Genomic DNA, 19066 nt, shown 5'->3' on the forward strand with positions numbered 1-19066 from the left:
GGCCGGAGGGGGCCAGCGCCGAGCCCAGCCTCGCCCCCTCCACCACTTCGTGGTCCCCCTCCCCCGCAAGCGGGGGAGGAGAAGGAAACTCAGGTTCAAAACACAAAACTAGACGACCGGTCTATTATCTGCCATACAGCCCTCATGACCGCCGCCCGCAAGAAGTCCGAGCTCACCCGCGAACACATCCTCGCCACCGGCCGCGAGCTCGTGCTGCGCCAGGGCTTCGGCGGCATGGGGCTGAAGGAGCTGCTGGACGCCAGCGGCGTGCCGAAGGGCTCGTTCTATTACTACTTCGCATCCAAGGAGGCGTTCGGCTGCGCCCTGCTGGACGACTACTGCGCCGAATACGGCGTCAAGCTCGCCGGCCTGTTCGACACCGGCGCCAGCGGCCGCGACAAGCTGATGGCCTATTGGGCCGTCTGGCTGGACACCGACGCGGCCTGCGGCATGGCCGACCGCTGCCTGGTGGTGAAGCTGGCGGCCGAGATTTCCGACCTGTCGGAAGACATGCGGCTGATCCTCAACACCGGCGTCGAGCGACTGGTGCGCCGCATCGCCGCCGTCATCGTCGAGGGCCGCGACGACGGCTCCCTGCCCGGGTCCGGCGACCCGGTCGCCACGGCCCGGGCGATGTACGCCCTGTGGCTGGGCGCGGCCATCCTGGCCAAGCTTTCCAAGGACCAGGGTCCGCTGCGCGAGGCCCTGACCACCACCGAGACCATGCTCGCGGCCGCCTGAGCCGCATCCCCCACAACAAGCAACAAGAAGGAAGACCCCATGCGCAGCGCGATCCACGACGTGTTCGGCGACCCGGCCGAAGTCCTGGCCCTGGCCGACAGCCCGATCCCCGAGCCCGGCCCCGGCAAGGTCCGCATCCGCACCCTGCTGTCGCCGATCCACAACCACGACCTTTGGACCGTGCGCGGCAACTACGGCTACAAGCCCGCCCTGCCCGCCATCGGCGGCAGCGAGGCGGTCGGCGTCGTCGACGCCGTGGGCGACGGCGTCGACGCCGCCCTGGTCGGCCAGCGCTTCGCCGTGGCCGGGGTGCACGGCAGCTGGGCCGAATACTTCATCGCCTCGGCCGCCGGCCTGGTGCCCGTGCCCGCCGCCATTCCAGACGAAGCCGCCGCCCAGCTGATCGCCATGCCGTTCAGCGCCATCACGCTCCTTGAGTCGCTCGGCGTCGCAGAAGGCGACTGGGTCGCTCAGAACACCGCCAACGGCGCGGTCGGCAAGACCCTGGCCATGCTGGCCAAGGCCCGCGGCGTCAATGTCGTCAACCTGGTGCGCCGCGACGCCGGCGTGGCCGAGCTGGCCGAGTTGGGCATCGACAAAGCCGTCTCCACCGCCGACGCCGACTGGAAAGCCAAGGTCGCAGAACTGACCGGCGGCGCACCGATCAAGGCGGCTGTGGACTCGATCGGCGGAACCGCCTCGGGCGACATGGCCGACCTGCTGGGCGAGAACGGCCTGCTGGTCTCGTTCGGCTCGATGACCGGCGAGCCGATGCAGATCTCGTCGGGCGCGGTGATCTTCAAGCAGCTTACCGTGAAGGGCTTCTGGGGCTCGACCGTCTCGGCCACCATGGCGCCGGACCTGCGCCGCAAGCTGATCGGCGAGCTGCTGACCCAGGTGGCGACCGGCAAGCTGAAGCTGCCGACCGACGGCGTCTACGGCCTGGACCAGGTGTCCGACGCCGTGAAGGCCTCGCTGACCCCGGGCAAGACCGGCAAGGTGCTGCTGCGGCCGTAAGGCGACCGGGAAGGCGGCCCCACGGCCGCCTTCCCGAGCTTCACCCCTGGCGCGAAGCGCAAGGCGCGCTACAACCGGAGCATGGCGAACCGTCGTTCCTTCATGCTGTCCGCAGCCGCCCTCGTCGCGGCGCCCCTGCCCGCCCTGGCGCGCGAGACCGCCAAGCAGACTGAAGGCGAGCGCCTGACCGCCGTGCTCGAACGGCTGATCCAGCGGGCGATGCTCGACTCGCCGCAACTGATGACCCTGACCGGCCTGGACGCCGGCCCCAACGCCGCCGCCCGCGGCAAGCTCGACGACCGCTCGCCGGCCGGCCTGCTGCGCACCCGCCAGATCTTCGAAGACCTGCGCAAGGACCTGGCGACCTTCGACGCCAAGGCCCTGACCGGCATGGACCGGGTCAACCTGCGCTCGGCCGCCTACATGGCCGACACCACCCTGCGGAGCTTCGATACGCCGTACGGCAATCCCGACGTCGGGGTGGCCGCGCCCTATGTGATCTCGCAGCTGACCGGCGCCTATCGCAGCGTGCCGGGCTTCCTGGCCGACACCCATCCGGTCAATGACGCGGCCGACGCGCAGGCCTATCTGTCGCGCCTGTCGGCCTTCGCCGTGCTGCTCGACCAGGAGACCGCCCGGGCCCGCGCCGACTTCGCCCGGGGCGCGACGCCGCCGGACTTCGTGCTGCGCACCACCCTCTCGCAATTCCAAGCCATGCTCGCCCCCGCCCCGGCCAGTTCGGAACTGGTCGTCGGCCTGACCCGGCGCACCAGCGCCAAGGCGATCGCCGGCGACTGGGAGGCCCGCGCCGCCAGGATCGTCGAGGCCGAGGTCTATCCCGCCCTGCGCCGCCAGGCGCAGCTGCTGAACGCCGCCCTGCCGACCGCGACCCACGACGCGGGCGTCTGGCGGCTGCCCGACGGCGAGGCCTATTACCGCTTCGCCGTACGCGCGGCGACGACCACCGACCTGGCCGGCGACGAGATCCATCGTCTAGGCCTGGAGCTCGTCGCCCGCTTCTCGGCCCGCGCCGACGCCATCCTCAAGGCCCGCGGCCTGACCAAGGGCTCGGTCGGCGCCCGCATCGCCGCCCTGCGCCGCGACCCGGCCAACCTCTATCCCAACGACGACGCCGGGCGCGCCGCCCTGCTGGCCGATCTGGAGACCAAGGTCGCGGCCATGCGCGAGCGGCTCCCCGCTTACTTCGGCCACCTGCCCAAGGCCGGGGTGAAGATCCAGCGCATCCCGCCGTCGATCGAGGCCGGCGCGCCCGGCGCCTACTACACCCCGCCCAGCCTGGACGGCTCGCGGCCCGGCCTGTTCTCGATCAATCTGCGCGACATGGCCGAGCAGCCGCGCTTCGACCTGCCGACCCTGGTGTTCCACGAGGCGATCCCCGGCCACCACCTGCAGAACGCCCTGATGATGGAGGCGCCGGGCATCCCCACCCTGCGCCGCCTGCCGATCTTCTCGGGCTATTCCGAGGGCTGGGCGCTCTATGCCGAGCAGCTGGCCGACGAGATGGGCGCCTATCGCGACGACCCGCTGGGCCAGCTGGGTTACATCGCCTCGATGCTGTTTCGCGCCAGCCGCCTGGTGCTCGACTCCGGCATCCACGCCAAGCGCTGGAGCCGCGAGCAGGCCATCGCCTACATGTCGCAGACCCTGGGCGACGCCGAGACCTCGGTCACCCGCGAGGTCGAGCGCTACTGCGTCCAGCCTGGCCAGGCGTCGAGCTACATGCTGGGCTGGCGCACCTGGACCGACAGCCGCGCCCGCGCCGAAAAGCGCCTGGGCTCCAGGTTCAGCCTCAAGGGCTTCCACGACGCCGGCCTGACCGCCGGCACCATGCCGCTCGACGTGCTTGCCGACATGCTCGACGAATGGCCCGGCGCCTGACGCCCGCCCTGGCGACTTGAACGACTTTCGAAGGATCTACGATGAACAAGACCGGTGTGCTGGGCCTGCCCATGGGGCTGATCGTCGGCGTGATCTTCGGGGCCATCATCCACAACATGGCGATCGGGATCCTGCTGGGCATCGCCCTGGGCGTGGGGATCTTCAAGTTCGGCGGCAGGAAGTCGTAGGCGGAGGAGCCTCGGCCTGAAAGGCGACGTCGCCCCAGGACGGAAGCTCGCCCCACGGAAGCCAACAGCTTGAATTCGACTTTAAGATGCCATATTGAGCGTCGCAGCCAAGCTCGGCCTGTTTCTGAAACTGGAAAGGAGAAAATCATGCGAGCGACTTCAGCCCGTCAAGAAAACCTCCTCGTATTCCAGACTCTTCAGGAACAGATTGCATGGGCAATTTGCTGTCGGGCGACGTCAGTCGCCTGATCCCTTTCGGCTGGGTGAAAGCACCTCGCCGTTTCATCAGAAATCCGCTGTTCAGCCCGGCTTCGTCGGCCTCCGTTTCTCGGGAGGGCCGCCATGCGCGCTGACATGTTCAAAGTCATCGTCGAGCGACCGCGGTGGGGCGCTGGGCATGCGCCGTCACCGAAACTGAAAAGGACACCCGATCCGCACATCCAGTTCATTGGCCTGAAACGCCACGCGTACATCGCCGCGCGCTATTCGAAATCGCTCAACGAAAACCTCGCGCCGCTCGTGCGGTTTTTGCGAAGCCGGAGAGGGCGGCCGTGGGACGACGTGTTCAGCGAGATCTGCGCCACCCTCGACACCGGCAGCACGATCAAGATGCATGTGCGCGAGCACATCGACGACTACGTCCTGACGCGCATCTCGGTCGGCCGGCGCGGCGAGTGGATGCATGAGGGGCAGGTGCTCGGGCACGAGAACCGATGGCGTCGCCGCCGGGCGTTCTTCGTCGATCCGCGTGACGGGATCCTCAAGGACATCGAGGGCCTCGCCCAATACCTGCCCGCAGCCAACTGCGGCGGGAAAGGCGGTGCGCTGTGAGCCAGTCTCCCAAAGTTACGCTGATCTCGGCGGAGCCCTCCCGCCTGGATCCAGCCGCCGTCGACCAGCTTGAGGCGTCGGCCCGCTATGAGGGGATCGAGCGCGTCGTCGGCCTGCCCGATCTGCATGTCGGCGCCGGGATCGCGGTGGGCGCCGCATTCTGGTCGCCGGATCGGATCTGGCCGCATCTTGTGGGCGGCGACATCGGTTGCGGCATAGGCCTGTGGGAACTGGGCAGCCCGGTGCGCAAGTTCAGACTGGGGTCCGTGGAGCGCAAGCTTCAAGGCCTCGACGAGGCCTGGTCGGGCGACACCCTGGCCGCCGTGACGGGTTTCGGTCTGCCATCGCATCTGGCCGGTCCGACGCTGGGCACGATCGGCGGCGGCAACCACTTCGTGGAGTTCCAGCGGATCGAAGAGGTCGTCGACGGCGACCGGTTCGATGGGCTGGGCCTGCAGGCGGATCGCGTGTGGATGATGGTTCACAGCGGATCGCGGGGATTGGGGCAAGCTGTTCTTCAGGCGCACAAGACGGACCCCGTCGGCGCCGGAATGCTCGCAGCCAGTCTGGCGGGACAGGCCTATCTGGCCGAGCATGATCAGGCCCAGGCCTGGGCTGTGCTGAACCGGCGGATCATCGCGCAACGCTTCTGCGACGCCATCGGCGCCGAGGGGCGGCCCGTGCTCGACATCTGCCACAACTGCGTGACGCCCCACCTTGGCGGATGGCTGCACCGCAAGGGCGCCGCCCCGGCCGATCGTGGACTGGTCGCCATTCCGGGATCGCGCGGCGACTTCAGCTACCTGGTCGAACCCATCGCCGACGGCGCCGACCAGGCCCTTTGGTCGCTAGCCCACGGCGCCGGTCGCAGGTGGAGCCGCTCGGACGCGCACGCAAGGCTGTCCCCGCGTTTCCGCGTCGCCGATCTGCAGCGGACGGCGCTGGGCAGCCATGTCATCTGCGAGGACCGCCGGTTGATCTACGAGGAAGCGCCACAGGCCTACAAGGACATCCAGCGGGTCGTGGCGGACCTGGAGCACGCCGGCCTGGTGCGTGTCATCGCGCGCCTGCGCCCCTTGCTCAGCTACAAGACGAGGGCGGGATCATGAGCGAGGTCATCTTGCACCTGACGTCCGGACAGGGACCGCAGGAATGTCGGTGGGTGGTCGCCCAACTGGCGGCCGCCTACGCCCGCGAGGCCAAGGCTGACGGCGTCGTCTGCGAGGCCCTGGATGGCTTCGAGGATCTTCCCTCGTCGCTGCTGATGCGCGTCAGCGGCGACGAGGCGCCGGCGTTCGTCGCCGGGCGGATCGGCACGGTCCTGTGGATCGGCGACAGTCCCTTCCGGCCTGGCCACAATCGCAGGAACTGGTTCGTGGGCGTCGCCCTTGCGCCGGAGCCTGACCTTGTCCCAGATCTGAAGGCTGAAGACATCGACTACCAGACCCTGCGCGCCAGCGGCCCAGGCGGTCAGCATGTCAACAAGACCGACAGCGCCGTTCGGGCCACACACCGCCCCACCGGTCTGGTCGCCACCGCGCAGGAACAGCGCTCGCAGCACGCCAACCGCAAGTTGGCGCGGCTGAAGCTCGCCATGATGATCGAAGAGCAGCGGAGCGCGTCGCGCGACAAGACCCGCCGATCGCAATGGAGCCTCAACCAGCAGCTCGAGCGCGGCAATCCTGTCAGAACCTACACGGGGGTCCGCTTCTCGCCGAAACCCCCGGGTTGAACTCCAAAAAACGGGCGGGGCGGAATCTTGCGGATTTCGCCCCGCCTTCAACCGGCGCCGCTTCCGCCCCCTCCCCCAACATTCCCGCCCCGCCACCACCCGTTATTGAGAGTCACTTGCATTTAAGCGAAAAGGGGGCCAGAAGCGTCGCCGTTCGGCGAGGCGCTCTGTCGGGAGTCGCTCGCCCATAGTCTGCGAATGATTCTTATTCGCTTATTTTGGGGATATTCCATGCGCATGTCCAAGCGGACGCGCGGCCTGTTGCTGGCCGGCGTCGCCAACCTCGCCCTCGCGGGCCTCGCCCACGGCCAGACCGCTGAAACCTCCGAAGAGGCCACCACCACCGCGACCGCCAGCAAGCTGTCGCTGGGCAAGGTCGTCGTCTCGGCCGGCCAGGAGAAGGTGGCGATCGATACGCCGCAGGCGGTGACCACGATCGACCAGGAAGCCATCGACAACGCCCAGGCCTCGACCATCGGCGACCTGCTGGCCGGCATCCCCGGCGTCAACACCATGGGCGGCGTCGGCGCCCTGGGCCAAGGCTTCAACATCCGCGGCATGGGCACGGGCCTGGCCGACAGCGACAGCCGCATCCTGATGCAGATCGACGGCGTCACGAAATTCTACGAGCAGTACCGGATGGGCTCGTTCTTCAGCGATCCCGAGCTCTACAAGCGCGTCGAAGTGCTGCGCGGCCCGGCCTCGTCCACCCTCTACGGCGCGGGCGCCCTGGCCGGCGTGGTCAACTTCACCAGCAAGGACGCCGGCGACTTCCTGAAGGACGGCGACCGCTTCGCCGTGCGCCTGCGCGGCGGCGTCGAGAGCAACGCCAACGCCCGCTTCGGCTCGGGCATCCTGGCCCTGAAGCCGACCGCCAACACCGAGCTGCTGGGCATGTACACCAGCCGTCGCAGCGACAATTACGAGAACGGCGACGGCGTCGAGGTCGCGGCCTCGGAGGCCAGCTCCGACAGCTACCTGATCAAGGGCCGCTACTTCATCGGCGGGGCCAAGGGCCACAACGTCTGGGCCTCGTACCAGAACTGGAAGAACGACAGCACCCAGATCTATGACCAGTCCGAAGCCCTGGCCACGACGCCGGTGCGCCGCAAGACCACCGACGACACGGCCGTGATCGGCTACAACAACGACTTCAATGGCAGCGACCTCTTCGACGTCGCCGCCCAGGTCTCCTACGCCAACACCAAGGTCAACCAGACCGACACGACCTTCCTTTCGGGCGTGTTGGAGTCGGAGTTCTCGTACAAGACCCTGCAGGCCCGCACCCAGAACGTCTCGAAGTTCAGCCTCGGCGGCGACAACGTCGCCTTCCTGACCGTCGGCGCCCAGGCCTACAAGCAGGAGCGCCGCAACCCGCGCCGCACCGCCACCGGCACGAACCATGGCGCGGCCACCCACCCCGAAGGCGACATGGAGAAGTACGGCCTGTTCGCCCAGGGCGAGGTCGTGCTCGGCAAGCTGACCCTGATCCCGGGCGTCCGCGTCGACTGGACCAAGCTGCAACCGGGCGAAGGCGTCACCACCACCACGGTGGTCAAGGACAACGGCGTCTCGCCCAAGATCGCCGCCCTCTACAGCCTGACCGAATGGGCCTCGGTGTTCGGTTCGGTCGCCCACACCGTGCGCATGCCGGTGCTGGACGAGATCTACAGCCGCACCGCCACGGCCTCGACCAACTACAGCCTGAACCTCAAGCCCGAGGAGTCAGACAACATCGAGGTCGGCGGCACGCTGCAGTTCCGCGACCTGTTCGGCCAGGGCGACCAGTTCCGGTTCAAGACGACCGTGTTCCGCAACGACGTGAAGAACCTGATCACGCGCGGCACCTCCACCTCCAGCTACTTCGTCAATGTCGGCGAGGCGCGCTATTCGGGCGTCGAGGTCGAGGCCGAATACGGCGCCAAGCAGTTCTTCGCCCGCGGCTCGGTGTCGGTGATCGACGGCGAGAACCGTCTGACCGGCGCCTATCTCAACACCATCCCGGCCGACACCCTGAACCTGACCCTGGGCTATGTCTTCCCGACCCAGAACCTGACGGCCGGCTGGCGCGGCGAGTTCGCCGACGCCCAGAACCACGTGACCTCCACCTCGCTGGCCACGCCGGGCTACGCCGTCCACAACCTGTTCGTGACCTGGAAGCCGCAGGACGGCCTGCTGCAAGGGCTCGAGGTCCAGGCCGGCGTCGACAACCTGTTCGACAAGACCTTCCAGCGGCACCTGCTGTCGCTGGACGCCGAAGGCCGGACGTTCAAGCTGACCCTCGGCAAGACGTTCTGAAAATGAAGACGCCCTGGCACGTTCGAGCCTGGGCGACGGGGGCGTCGTTGATGATCAACGGCGCCCTTGGCCTTGCCGTGATCCAGTGGGAGCAGAAGCCGGTCCTCGCCGCGATGGACGAGACGGCCATGCTGATCTCGCTGGGCGACCCGGCCCTCGACCAGACCGACAACGCGGCCTCGCCCGACGCCGATCCCGCCCCGACGCCGATAAGCGAACCCACGCCGCCGCAGCCGGCCCAGCCGGAAAAGCCGACGCCCAAGCCGCTGCCGCCGCGTCCCGACGGCTGGTTGACGGCCGCCGCGCCGAAACCGGCGCCGCCCTCCCCTACACCGCCTTCAGAGGCCCCACGCCAGACCGCCCCCGCAGCGGCCCAGGCCGCCGTGCCCGCCGCCGCCCGCGCCATGGAAGCCTCGGCCGCCAAGCCGCCGGCCGGCCAGCGCGACGCCGACAGCGTCCAGGCCCATGTCGGCTCTTCCAGCAGCTACGCCGCCCGTGTCCGCGCCTGGCTGGAGGCCCACAAGACCTATCCCAAGGCCGCCCGCATGCGGAAGCAGCAGGGCACAGCCCAGGTGACCTTCGTCATCGACCGCGCCGGCCACGTGCTGGAATGCCGCCTCACCGGCCCCACCGGCCACGCCCTGCTCGACGCCGAGGTCCGCGCCATGGTCGCCCGGTCCGACCCGTTCCCCGCGCCGCCGCATACGGTGAAGGGCGACCGGATCGAGATGGACGCGCCGGTGGAGTTTTCGCTGGCGAACTAGGAACCTCCCCCTGTGGGGGAGGCGGCCGAAGGCCGGTGGGGGGACGTTTTCAGCTTTCGAGGCGTCGGCCGAGCTCGCAGCCGCTCCCCCCACCGATCGCTTCGCGATCACCTCCCCCACAGGGGGAGGTTCCTTGCTAGTTCGCCCGCGTCCCCTCCACCGGCCCGAGATAGCTCCCCGGCGCCGGCCCGCGCGAAATCACCAGCCGCTGGAACACCACGCCCGGATCCACCCGCCACAGCCGCACCCGATGTGCGCCCGCCGACGGGACGCCCAGCGATGTCGTCAGTACACGGATATTATCCGCCACCGCCTTGTCCCACGCCTTCTCCGACGGGTCAGGAATGGTGTTGACCACCACCGGCGCGCCGTCGTCGATCGACACGGCGAAGCGCGGTCCGCCGCCGCCCGTGACGTCCAGGCCCGGCGAGACGAGGACCGACAGGTCCACCGGCCCCGCCGCCTCGAAATCCACCAGATAGTCCAGCACAGGCCCCTTGCCGGGTTCACTGGCCGGGGCCGTGGTCGGCGAGGTGGTGACCCCCGAAAGCGTGCGGCCGAGATTGGGGATCACCGTCCAGCCGACGCCGCCCACCGCCGTCGCCCTGGCGTGGTGCGCGGCCTCGATGGCCAGCGGCTGGCCGGCCTCGACGAAAGCGCCCTTGGCCGGCTTGCGGGCGAGATTGTCGACCACGGCGGTGATCACGACAGCCTCGGCGGCCGTCCCCTTCACGGTGATCGGCACGCGATGGCGACCCGTGGGGGCCTTGTCCCAGTCGACCGACACCTCCAGCCGCGTATCGCCCCCGAGCCCGACCGGGCCGCGCGCGACCTTCAGCCAGGACGCGCCGGACGTCGCCTCGAACGAGATCTGGGCCGGACCGCGATTGAACACGTCGATCCAGCGCGAGGCCGCGCCCCAACGGCTCAGCGGCGGCAGGTCGGCCGCACCGTCCACCGACGCTTCGCGCCCCTCGACGGCGACGCCCGTCACCGCCGCGTGCGGCACGGCAGGGCGCGCCAACTCCGGCAGGATGTTGCGGTCGGGCTGCTGCCAGCCGGTGTAGCCGATGTGGGTCTGGTCCATCATGTGGACCCACTTGCCGCCGGCGATGGCGTCGTGCTGGCGCGTCAGCTCGGCGTCGCGCGCGAACAGGGCCTCGACCTTGTCGGCCTGCGCGACCGCCGCGCTGCGCCCCTGCTCGGCGTAGAGCCGGTTGCGACCGACGGCGATATAGAGCCGGTTGAAGTTGGCCGAGGCCGCGATCGGGAACCAGACCAGCTGGAAGAAGGCGTCGTCCTGGGCCTTGGGCAGGGCCTTGCGCACGGCCTCGGCCCGGCGCTCCAGCTCGCTCCACTCGGCCTCCACCCGCTCGGCCTCGCGGAAGTTCACCAGGCTGAAGGTCGACCCGTCGATCAGCTCGGGCTTCCGCCGCGCGTTGAGCTTGGTGTAGCCGTCCAGCAGGGCGGCGATCTCGCCGGCCCGCTCGGCCCCGAACTGCGCCGCCGCCCAGTCGCGGGTGTAGGTCGCCAGTTTCTCGACCGGCATGGCGTCGGGATCCCAGGCCATGTCGAGGAAGAACTCGGTCGGCAGCTCCATCGGCTTGAGGTCGCCGACATTGACGATCCACAGCCGGTCGGCGCCGGCATCATTGGCGCGCCGCATCTGCTCCCAGGTCCGCTCGACCTGGTTGGTGTTGAGCCACTTGTAGTTCCGCGGCCCGCCCACATAGTCGAAGTGGTAGTAGACGCCGTAGCCGCCGGGGCGCTTTTCACCGGGCTTGGGCAGCCGCCGGATGTTGCCCCAGTTGTCGTCGGCGAACAGCAGGGTCACGTCGTCAGGAACCCGCATGCCGGCGTCGTAATAGTCCTGCACCTCCTTGTAGAGAGCCCAGACCTGCGGCGTGGCGGAGGGGTCCTTGCCGGTGACCTCGCCGATGATCTTGCGCTGGTCGGCGACGATGGTCTCCAGCAGGCGAGTGGCGGTGCCTTGCGTCATCGGCTCGTCGCCGTCGCCGCGCATGCCCACCGTGACCAGGCTCTCGTTGGCGCCCATCCGCTCGATTCCCTCGCGCCAGAAGCGGCGCAGGACCTCGGGGTTCTTGGAATAGTCCCACGGCCCCTGGCCGTAGCGCTCCCATTCGACGTGGTAGCGCATCATCGGCTCGTGGTGCGAGGCGCCGATCACCACGCCCATCTCATCGGCCAGCACGGCGTTCAGCGGGTCGTCGTCATAGAGCGACTTGCCCCACATGGCCGGCCACAGATAGTCGCCCTTCAGCCGCAGGATCAGCTCGTAGACCCGCTCGTAGAAGGCGTGGTTGAAGCCGCCGAAGGTGGTGTTGGCCCAGCCGTAGAGGGCCGGGTTCTCGTCGTTGAGGAAGATGCCCCGGTACTTGACCTTCGGCGCCTGCAGGTTGGCGCCCGGCGCGACGGAGAGCTCGCGGCGCACCGGAACTGGCACGTCGGCCCACCAGGTCCAGGGCGAGACGCCGGCCCGTTCGGACAGGTCGTAGGCGCCGAAGATCGTCCCGCGCTTGTCGGCCCCGACGATGACCAGGGCGCGGGCGACGCCCGGACGCGGGTTCTCCACCACCTGCTGGACGAAGCCTTCCCAGCGGCCCTTCAGGCTGGAGACGTCGAGCTTGCCGGCCGCCACCAGGGCGTCGATCTGGGCGCTCCTACCCAGGGTGCCGACGATGACCAGCGGCGCGTCCTTGGCCGGCTGGCCGCCGCCGGAGAGCTTGGACAGGTCGCCGCGCAGGCCCTGCACCGCGCGCAGCACGCCGGGCCAGTCGGTGACGTCGGCCTCGACCCGCGCGGGCTTGCCGCCTTCAATCAGGGCAAAGCCGCCGGCCACGGGCGTCGCCGAGACGGCGGCCGGCTGGGCGGCCTGGGCGGCGACGGGCGCCGCCAGCGCCACGGCGGCGGCCAGGGCCAGGGCGGAGCCGGCCGCGCGAAGTCCCGCGAGGTTCATTGCGTCACCGCCAGCTCGAACGGCCCCAGCGGCAGGCCCGACAGGTCGAAGACGTTGAAGGTGGGGGCGTCGGCCCAGGCGAAGCGCACCCTGGTCGGGGTCAGGCCGGCCGGGACAGCGACCACCGCCTTGTCGCCCTCGACCCGGGCGTCGGCGAAGCGGCAGGCGGCGGCGTCGCACAATTCGAAGCCGATGGCGCGGTCCGAGCCCCGCGCCGCCAACCGGTCGGCGACCTGTTCGAACTTCACCTCGACCGTCTCCCCGACCCGACGGGCCGAGACCGGCGACGGGCCGTTGGTGACAGCTTGGCCGGCCAGGCGGCGCGCGCCCCGCGCCAGGCGCCTGCCGACGTCCTGCTTGTTGGTGGGGTGAATGTCGGACGGATCGCCGATGTCGGTGATCACGGCGATGGCGGCGTGGCCGTCCTTGGCCACGGCCAGGCGCTGCCCCTCGCGCAGCTGGGCCCACCAGGAGTCTTCCGGCGTCAGTTGCGGCTTGCCGTAGTTGGCCAGTTGCACCACCAGGGCCGGCATGTCTGCGGGCTGGCCGGCGCGGCGCTCGGCCAGGAACTGCGTCAGCAAAGCCTGATAGGTCTGCGGCCGCCCGGCGTTGGTCTCGCCCTGGTACCAGGCCAGACCCTTGAAGGCCCACGGCCCCATCGGCGCCAGCATGCCGTTGTAGAGGGTCGACAGGCCCGACAGCGTGTCCCACGGCGCGCGCGGCGGCTCGCCGCTGGTCTTGGGCTCGATCTGGTAGCGCCAGTCGGCCAGCGGGATCCGCGTCCCGTCGGCCAGGACGAGGGCGCGGGGCGCGTCGCCGTACATGCCGCCGTTGGCGTAGCTGTCGAAGGCCGAGACGACGATGCGGTTGGCGCCGGCCTTCAGGCGTCCGGCCGCAAGCGGATAGACGCGCACCGTGCCCGCACCGGAGGTCGAGCCGATGCCGACGCCGTTGACGAAGGTGGTGTCGACCTCGTCGACCATGCCGATCTCGAGGCTGGCCGCGCCTTTCGCCTGGGCGGCGGTGAGCGTCACCGATGTCTCGAACCAAACGATCCCGTCGAAGGCGGCCAGGGCCGGCACGCCCCAGCTTTCCCAGACGCCAAGGCCCTTGGGCGCGGGCGTCCAGGCGCCGTCGCCGAGCCAGGGGCCGCCGTCCGCGCCGTTGTGGCGCAGGCTCCACCAGGCCTTGATCGTCTCGCCCCAGCGGCGGTCGGCGGCCGGACGGTCCTTCAGCGACAGCTCCAGGGTGGTCAGGCCGTCCTCGTAGTTCCCGGCCTTGCGCAGGGCGGCCGGGCTCATCCAGGCCTCGATCGCCGAGCCGCCCCACGAGGCGTGGACCAGGCCCAGCGGCGTCTTGTCGGTCTTCCGCAGTTCGCGGGCCATGTAGTAGCAGGCCGCCGAGAACGACCCGACGGCCTCGGGCTTGGCGGCCTTCCAGGTCGACGGCTTGGAGAAGGCGGAAAGCGGCGTGCGGCTGTCGACGTGGTCGACATAGGCCATGCGCAGGCCATCGTCGTTGGCCGAGCGGATCTCCGACCACGAGTTGTTCCCGCGCTCGACCGGCAGCTCCATGTTCGACTGGCCCGAGCACAGCCAGACGTCGCCGACCAGCAGGTCGCTGACCGTCTGGGCCGCGCCCGAGGCGGTCTTTGCCTGCAGCGTGTAGGGACCGCCCGCCGCGAAGGCCGGCAGGTCGGCGCGCCAGGCGCCGTCCGGGCCGGCCGTGGCGGTCGCGGTCTTGTCGCCGAGGGTGATCGTCACCGCCTCGCCCGGCTTGGCGCGGCCGAACACCGGCAGCGGCCGGTCGCGCTGCACCACCGCATGGTCGGCGAACAGGCCGTTGAGCAGCGGGCCTTGAGCGGCGGCGGGCGTGGCCATCACGGCGGCCAGCAGGATCGGCGCGACACGGCGCATGCGGATACTCCCTCGCGGCCGCCTGAGGCGGCTCGTTCGTTATAGATCCTCCCCCTCTGGGGGAGGTGGCCCAGAGGGCCGGAGGGGGTCTGCGCGGCGCTTACCCCCTCAGTCGGCTTCGCCGACAGCTCCCCCAGAGGGGGAGCATCTATTCCCTAAACCACCGTCAGCTTCGTCGCCTTCAGGTCCACCGAGTTCGGCCCCACGAGGATCGAGAAGTCCCCCGGCTCGACCACCCGCTTCATCGCCAGGTTCCACATCCAGAGATCCGACGGCCCCACCTCGAAGGTCACCGTCTTCTTCTCGCCCGGCGCCAGGGTCACGCGCTTGAAGTGCTTCAGCTCCAGCACCGGACGGGTCACCGAGGCGGCCTCGTCGTGGATGTAGAGCTGCACCACCTCGTCGCCTGCGACCTTGCCGGTGTTGGTCACGTCGACCGACACCGTCGTGCTCTCGCCCTGGCCGATGCTGGCCTTGGAGAGGCGCGGGGCGGCGATGTCGAAGCTCGTGTACGAAAGCCCGAAGCCGAACGGATAGAGCGGGCTGGTCTCGCGGTCGAACAGATAGCCGCGCCGGGCCGTGGGCTTGCGGTTGTAGTAGATCGGCAACTGGCCGACGTCGCGGGCGATGCTGACCGGCAGCTTGCCGCCCGGATTGGCCCGGCCGAACAGCACGTCGGCCGCCGCATTGCCGGTCTCCTGGCCCAGGTACCAGCCCTCGACCAGGGCGTCGGCCTTCTGCGCCAGAAGGTTCACCGACAGCGGCCGGCCGTTGAGCAGGAACACCACGGTCGGCTTGCCCAGGGCGAAGATCGCCTGGGCCAGGTCGTTCTGCTGACCGACGAGATCCAGGCTGTCGCGGTCGCCCAGGTGATGGTCGGCCCAGGCTTCGCGGCTGGTCTGCTCGTTGTCGCCCAGCACCAGGACGACGACGTCGGCCTTCTTGGCCACCTCGACGGCTTCGGCGATGAGTTTGGCGTTCACCGCCGGATCGACCAGCTTGACCTCGTCGGCGGCCCAGACGCGCTTTTCGGTGATCCGCACGGCCTCGGCGTAGTCGAGGGCGAAGCCCTGGGCCTTGGCCTCGGCGGTCAGGCCCTCCAGCACCGAGACCACGTGGCGTGGCTCGTCGGAATAGCCGCCGATCGGGGTGTCCTTGGCGTGCGTGCCCAGCAGGGCCAGGCGCTTGATCTTCTTGCCGTCGAGCGGCAGCAGGCCCTTGTCGTTCTTCAGCAGCACCACCGCCTTGCGGGCGGCTTCGCGGGCCAGGGCGACGGCCTGCGGCGTCGCGGTCTTGGCGTCGGCGGTCTTTTCATCCGCATACGGATTTTCGAAGAAGCCGCCTTCGAACTTGATCCGCAGCACCCGCGCCACGGCCGCGTCGACCTCGGCTTCGGGGATACGGCCGGCCCGCACCAGCTGCGGCAGCAGCACATAGGCCTCGCCGTCCGGCAGTTCGACATCGACGCCGGCGTGCATGGCCATCACCGCCGTATCGGCGACCTGGTCGGTCAGCTTATGGCGGCTGATCAGCTCCTTGATGGCGAAGTAGTCGCTCTGCACCGAGCCCTGATAGCCCCATTCGCCGCGCAGCACGTCGGTCAGCAGCCAGCGGTTGGCGTGCGAGGGCACGCCGTCGATCTCGTTGTAGCTGGGCATGACCGAGCGCACGGGCAGCTCCTTCACCGCCCGTTCGAACGGCGGGAAGAAGTTCTCGCGCAGGGTGCGCTCGGCGATCTGGGCCGGGCCGACATTGGTGCCGTTCTCGGGCTGGCCGTGACCGGTCATGTGCTTTAGGGTGACGAACACCTTGTCGGGGGCCAGCGGCAGGGTCTTGCCCTGGAAGCCGCGGATGGCGGCCAGGCCCATCTCGGCGCAGATGTGCGGGTCCTCGCCATAGGTCTCCTCGATGCGGCCCCAGCGCGGGTCGCGGGCCACGTCGACGACGGGCGCGAGCGCGATGTTGGAGCCGCGGGCGCGCATCTCCTTGGCGGCGGTCGAGAACACCTTCTCCACCAACTCCGGATCGAAGGTCGAGGCCAGGGCGATGGCCTGGGGGAAGCTGGTCGCATCGCGGGCGACGTAGCCGTGCAGGGCCTCGTCGTGCATCAGCATCGGGATGCCCAGGCGGGTCTTCTCCACCGCCCACTTCTGGGCGGCGTTGACGTAGCGGGCGGTCTGTGGCGCGTTGCGGCCAACCGAGCCGTCGTCGGCCCCGGCGGCGGCGTTGACCTCCTTCGTGGGCTTCAGGCCCTTGCGGTCGGTCGGACGCGAGATCTGGCCCAGGCCATTGGGGAAGTTCTTCGACGCGGTCTCGGGCGAGAAGTCGCCTTCCGGCGTCTGGATGGCGGCCTTGGTCAGCCAGATGCCGATCAGCTGGGCGGCCTTCTCCTCCAGGGTCATGCGCCCCAGCAGGTCCTTGACCCGCGCCTCGACCGGCTGGGCGGGGTCCTTGTAGAGCGGCTTGTCGCCTACAGCCTTCGGCGCGGCGCGGACCACCGGGGCCATGGCGGCGCCGAGAGCCGCCAGGCTGACGCCCAGCGTGCGGCGGGTAAGGGTGGTGGTCATCCTTGCGTTTCCCCAGCATTTCGTCACGGCGGCTTCGCGCCGTCTTGCCTGACACTATGGGAGAGCTTGTCAGACCACTCAAGCCCAAATGTTACCGGTCACTTTCGTTTACCCCTCTCCTTGAGGGAGAGGGAGGGGCCCGCGCCGTCAGGCGTGGGAGGGTGAGGGGTTTAGACGGCCGACGGCGTACCCCCTCACCTCCCCGCCGCAAGCGGCGGGTCCCCTCCTCTCCCCATGGGAGAGGCGTCTTTTCGTCACCCCGACCAGGCGTCCACCACCCCCTCCAGCACGGTCAGCGGCGTCGGCCCCACGAGCAGCGCCGTGTCGTGGTAGCGGCGGATGTCGAACCTGGCGCCGAGCCGCGCCTTGGTCCGCTCGCGCAGGGCCGCCCAGACGGTGTGGCCGACCTTGTAGGAGCAGGCCTGGGCGGGGTTGGCGCAGTAGCGCTCGACTTCGCGGATGATGCGGCCTTCGTCGTCGCCGCCGGTCTCGACCATGTAGGCGATGGCCCTCTCGCGGCTCCAGCCCTTGGCGTGGATGCCGGTGTCGACCACGCAGCGCGAGGCCCGGAAGAGGCGCGCCTGGTACATGCCCAAGAGGCCCAGGTCGTCGTTCTCGTAGAGGCCCATCTCCATGGCCACCTGCTCGGCGTAGAGCGCCCAGCCCTCGGTGTTGGCCGAAAAGAACATGTTTTGGCGCAAGCGCGGCAGGCTGCCCTCGGCGGTCAGGGCCAGCTGGAAGTGATGGCCCGGCGCGGCCTCGTGATAGGTCAGGGTCGGCAGGGCGTAGCGCGGACGCTCGGCCGTGTCGCGCAGGTTGATGTAGAAGGCCCCGGGCCGCGAGCCGTCCAGCGGCGGCCGCTCGTAATAGCCGCCCGACGAGCCGGCCTCGGTGTAGGGCGGGATGCGGCGCACCTCGACCGGGATCTTCGGGGTGATCCCGAACCATTGCGGCAGCTTCGGCTGCATCTCGGCGATCAGCCGGTTGCAGTAGGCCAGGATCTGGGCGCGGCCTTCGTCCGTGTTGGGATAGGCCTCGCCCGGCAGGTCCTTCAGCGCCGCCATGCGCTGGCCGACCGACCCTTGCGTGAAGCCGCGTTTCTTCAGGATCTCGTCCATCCGCGCCTGGATCTGCGCGCCCTCGTCCAGGCCCAGGCGGTGAACCTCGTCGGGGGTCTTTTCGGTCGTGGTGTAGATGCGCAGCAGGGCCGCGTAGAAGGCTTCGCCGTCCTTGAAGCGGCTCATGCCGGCGTCGTGCACGGCCTTGGCGCGGACGGCGGTCAGGGTCTCGATCTGGCGGTCCAGCGCCGGGTGGATGGCGCTGGCCAGCAGGGCGGCGGCCTTGGCGTCGTAGTCGCCATAGGCCTTGGCGCGGCGGGCCAGCGAGGCGACCAGCACGTTCTTTTCCGGGGCCAGGCTACGGAACTGCTTCAGCTGGCCGATGGCCTTGTCGAGGATGAAGTCCGACGGGATCACGCCCTTGGCGGCGTCGGCCCGCACCCGCTCGCTTTCCTGGTCGAGCACCGTGGCGAAGCCGGCCATGCGGGCCAGGTAACTGTCGGCGTCGGCCGCCGAGGCCACCGCGTGCTTGCTGTCCAGGAAGCTCGGCACCGACGAATAGCCGCCATAGAACTGGGTCACCACGAACGGCCGCGACACCGCGCCGTAGTCGAAGCCCGAGGCCTTGTCGCGCGCGCCGTAATAGTAGGCGGCGGTGTCATAGTTGACGGCGTCGTCGCCGGAGAGCGCCTTGCGGTCGATCGCCTTGAGGCGCTTGAGCCGAGCCGCCGGCTCGCGACGCTCCTTGATCCAGCCGGCGATGGAGCGGTCGCCCAGCTTCGTGCGCGCGCCGGCGTGGGCGCCGGTGTCGAGGCCCAGATTGGTGGCCTGCTCGGGGCTCTCGGTCAGGTCCTCGTCGAAGAAGGCGTCGAACAGGGCGTAGAGCTTGCCGCGCTCGTCCTCCGGGGCGGCCATGGCCGGCAGAGCCGTGGAAACGGCGGCGGCGGTCGCCCCGGCCAGCAGCTGGCGACGATCGAAAGTGTTGGAATCGGACATGAGAGCTTCCAGGACAGGCGCGGCCGCGCGTCTGGAAGACAAAGCCGTCCGGCGCCTCGCGGCCCCGGGCGCCGGACGGCTC

Annotated in this window: 13 protein-coding genes; 9 read left to right on the forward strand and 4 right to left on the reverse strand. The window is 69.6% G+C overall.

The window, feature by feature from the left end:
• Positions 1-144: 144 nt before the first annotated feature.
• From AC1RRS_RS23395 to AC1RRS_RS23435, 9 genes are all read left to right on the forward strand, one after another.
• Positions 145-741, forward strand: coding sequence for a TetR/AcrR family transcriptional regulator (locus tag AC1RRS_RS23395; RefSeq protein ID WP_492857277.1), 597 nt, complete (start codon positions 145-147; stop codon positions 739-741).
• Between the two features lie 39 nt (positions 742-780).
• Positions 781-1758, forward strand: coding sequence for a zinc-binding dehydrogenase (locus AC1RRS_RS23400; RefSeq protein ID WP_492857278.1), 978 nt, complete (start codon positions 781-783; stop codon positions 1756-1758).
• A 102-nt stretch (positions 1759-1860) separates the two neighbouring features.
• Positions 1861-3657, forward strand: a complete 1797-nt coding sequence (locus AC1RRS_RS23405) for a DUF885 domain-containing protein (protein WP_492857279.1) — start codon at positions 1861-1863, stop codon at positions 3655-3657.
• Between the two features lie 41 nt (positions 3658-3698).
• Positions 3699-3845, forward strand: coding sequence for a hypothetical protein (locus AC1RRS_RS23410; protein ID WP_492857280.1), 147 nt, complete (start codon positions 3699-3701; stop codon positions 3843-3845).
• A 342-nt stretch (positions 3846-4187) separates the two neighbouring features.
• The gene (locus AC1RRS_RS23415; protein ID WP_492857281.1) at positions 4188-4676 is read left to right on the forward strand and encodes a hypothetical protein; all 489 of its coding nucleotides are present in this window, start codon (positions 4188-4190) and stop codon (positions 4674-4676) included.
• A complete protein-coding gene (locus tag AC1RRS_RS23420) occupies positions 4673-5785 on the forward strand; it encodes an RNA ligase RtcB family protein (protein ID WP_492857282.1) in 1113 nt (370 codons plus the stop codon). The genes AC1RRS_RS23415 and AC1RRS_RS23420 overlap by 4 nt, the downstream gene beginning before the upstream one ends.
• Entirely contained in the window at positions 5782-6408 is a 627-nt protein-coding gene (prfH, locus tag AC1RRS_RS23425; RefSeq protein ID WP_492857283.1) for a peptide chain release factor H, read from the forward strand. The genes AC1RRS_RS23420 and prfH overlap by 4 nt, the downstream gene beginning before the upstream one ends.
• A 237-nt stretch (positions 6409-6645) precedes the next feature.
• On the forward strand, positions 6646-8706 hold the full coding sequence (locus AC1RRS_RS23430) for a TonB-dependent receptor domain-containing protein (protein WP_492857284.1): 2061 nt from the start codon (positions 6646-6648) through the stop codon (positions 8704-8706).
• A gap of 50 nt (positions 8707-8756) precedes the next feature.
• Complete coding sequence (locus tag AC1RRS_RS23435) at positions 8757-9470, forward strand: energy transducer TonB (RefSeq protein WP_492857285.1); 714 nt, start codon at positions 8757-8759, stop codon at positions 9468-9470.
• Positions 9471-9606: 136 nt separating this feature from the next.
• Here the strand turns inward: AC1RRS_RS23435 and AC1RRS_RS23440 are convergent, their stop codons facing one another.
• The 4 genes from AC1RRS_RS23440 to AC1RRS_RS23455 all read right to left on the reverse strand — a co-directional run bounded on the left by AC1RRS_RS23440 (position 9607) and on the right by AC1RRS_RS23455 (position 18984).
• Positions 9607-12447: a glycosyl hydrolase 115 family protein gene (locus tag AC1RRS_RS23440; protein ID WP_492857286.1), complete on the reverse strand. Its 2841-nt coding sequence runs from the start codon at positions 12445-12447 to the stop codon at positions 9607-9609.
• On the reverse strand, positions 12444-14363 hold the full coding sequence (locus AC1RRS_RS23445) for a sialate O-acetylesterase (protein ID WP_492857288.1): 1920 nt from the start codon (positions 14361-14363) through the stop codon (positions 12444-12446). Before AC1RRS_RS23445 ends, AC1RRS_RS23440 begins: the two co-directional genes overlap by 4 nt.
• Positions 14364-14518: 155 nt before the next feature.
• Positions 14519-16930, reverse strand: coding sequence for a glycoside hydrolase family 3 N-terminal domain-containing protein (locus AC1RRS_RS23450; protein WP_492857289.1), 2412 nt, complete (start codon positions 16928-16930; stop codon positions 14519-14521).
• A gap of 254 nt (positions 16931-17184) precedes the next feature.
• On the reverse strand, positions 17185-18984 hold the full coding sequence (locus AC1RRS_RS23455; protein ID WP_492857290.1) for a DUF885 domain-containing protein: 1800 nt from the start codon (positions 18982-18984) through the stop codon (positions 17185-17187).
• Between the last annotated feature and the right edge of the window lie 82 nt (positions 18985-19066).

Source organism: Caulobacter sp. GW821-FHT12A07, assembly GCF_058807655.1.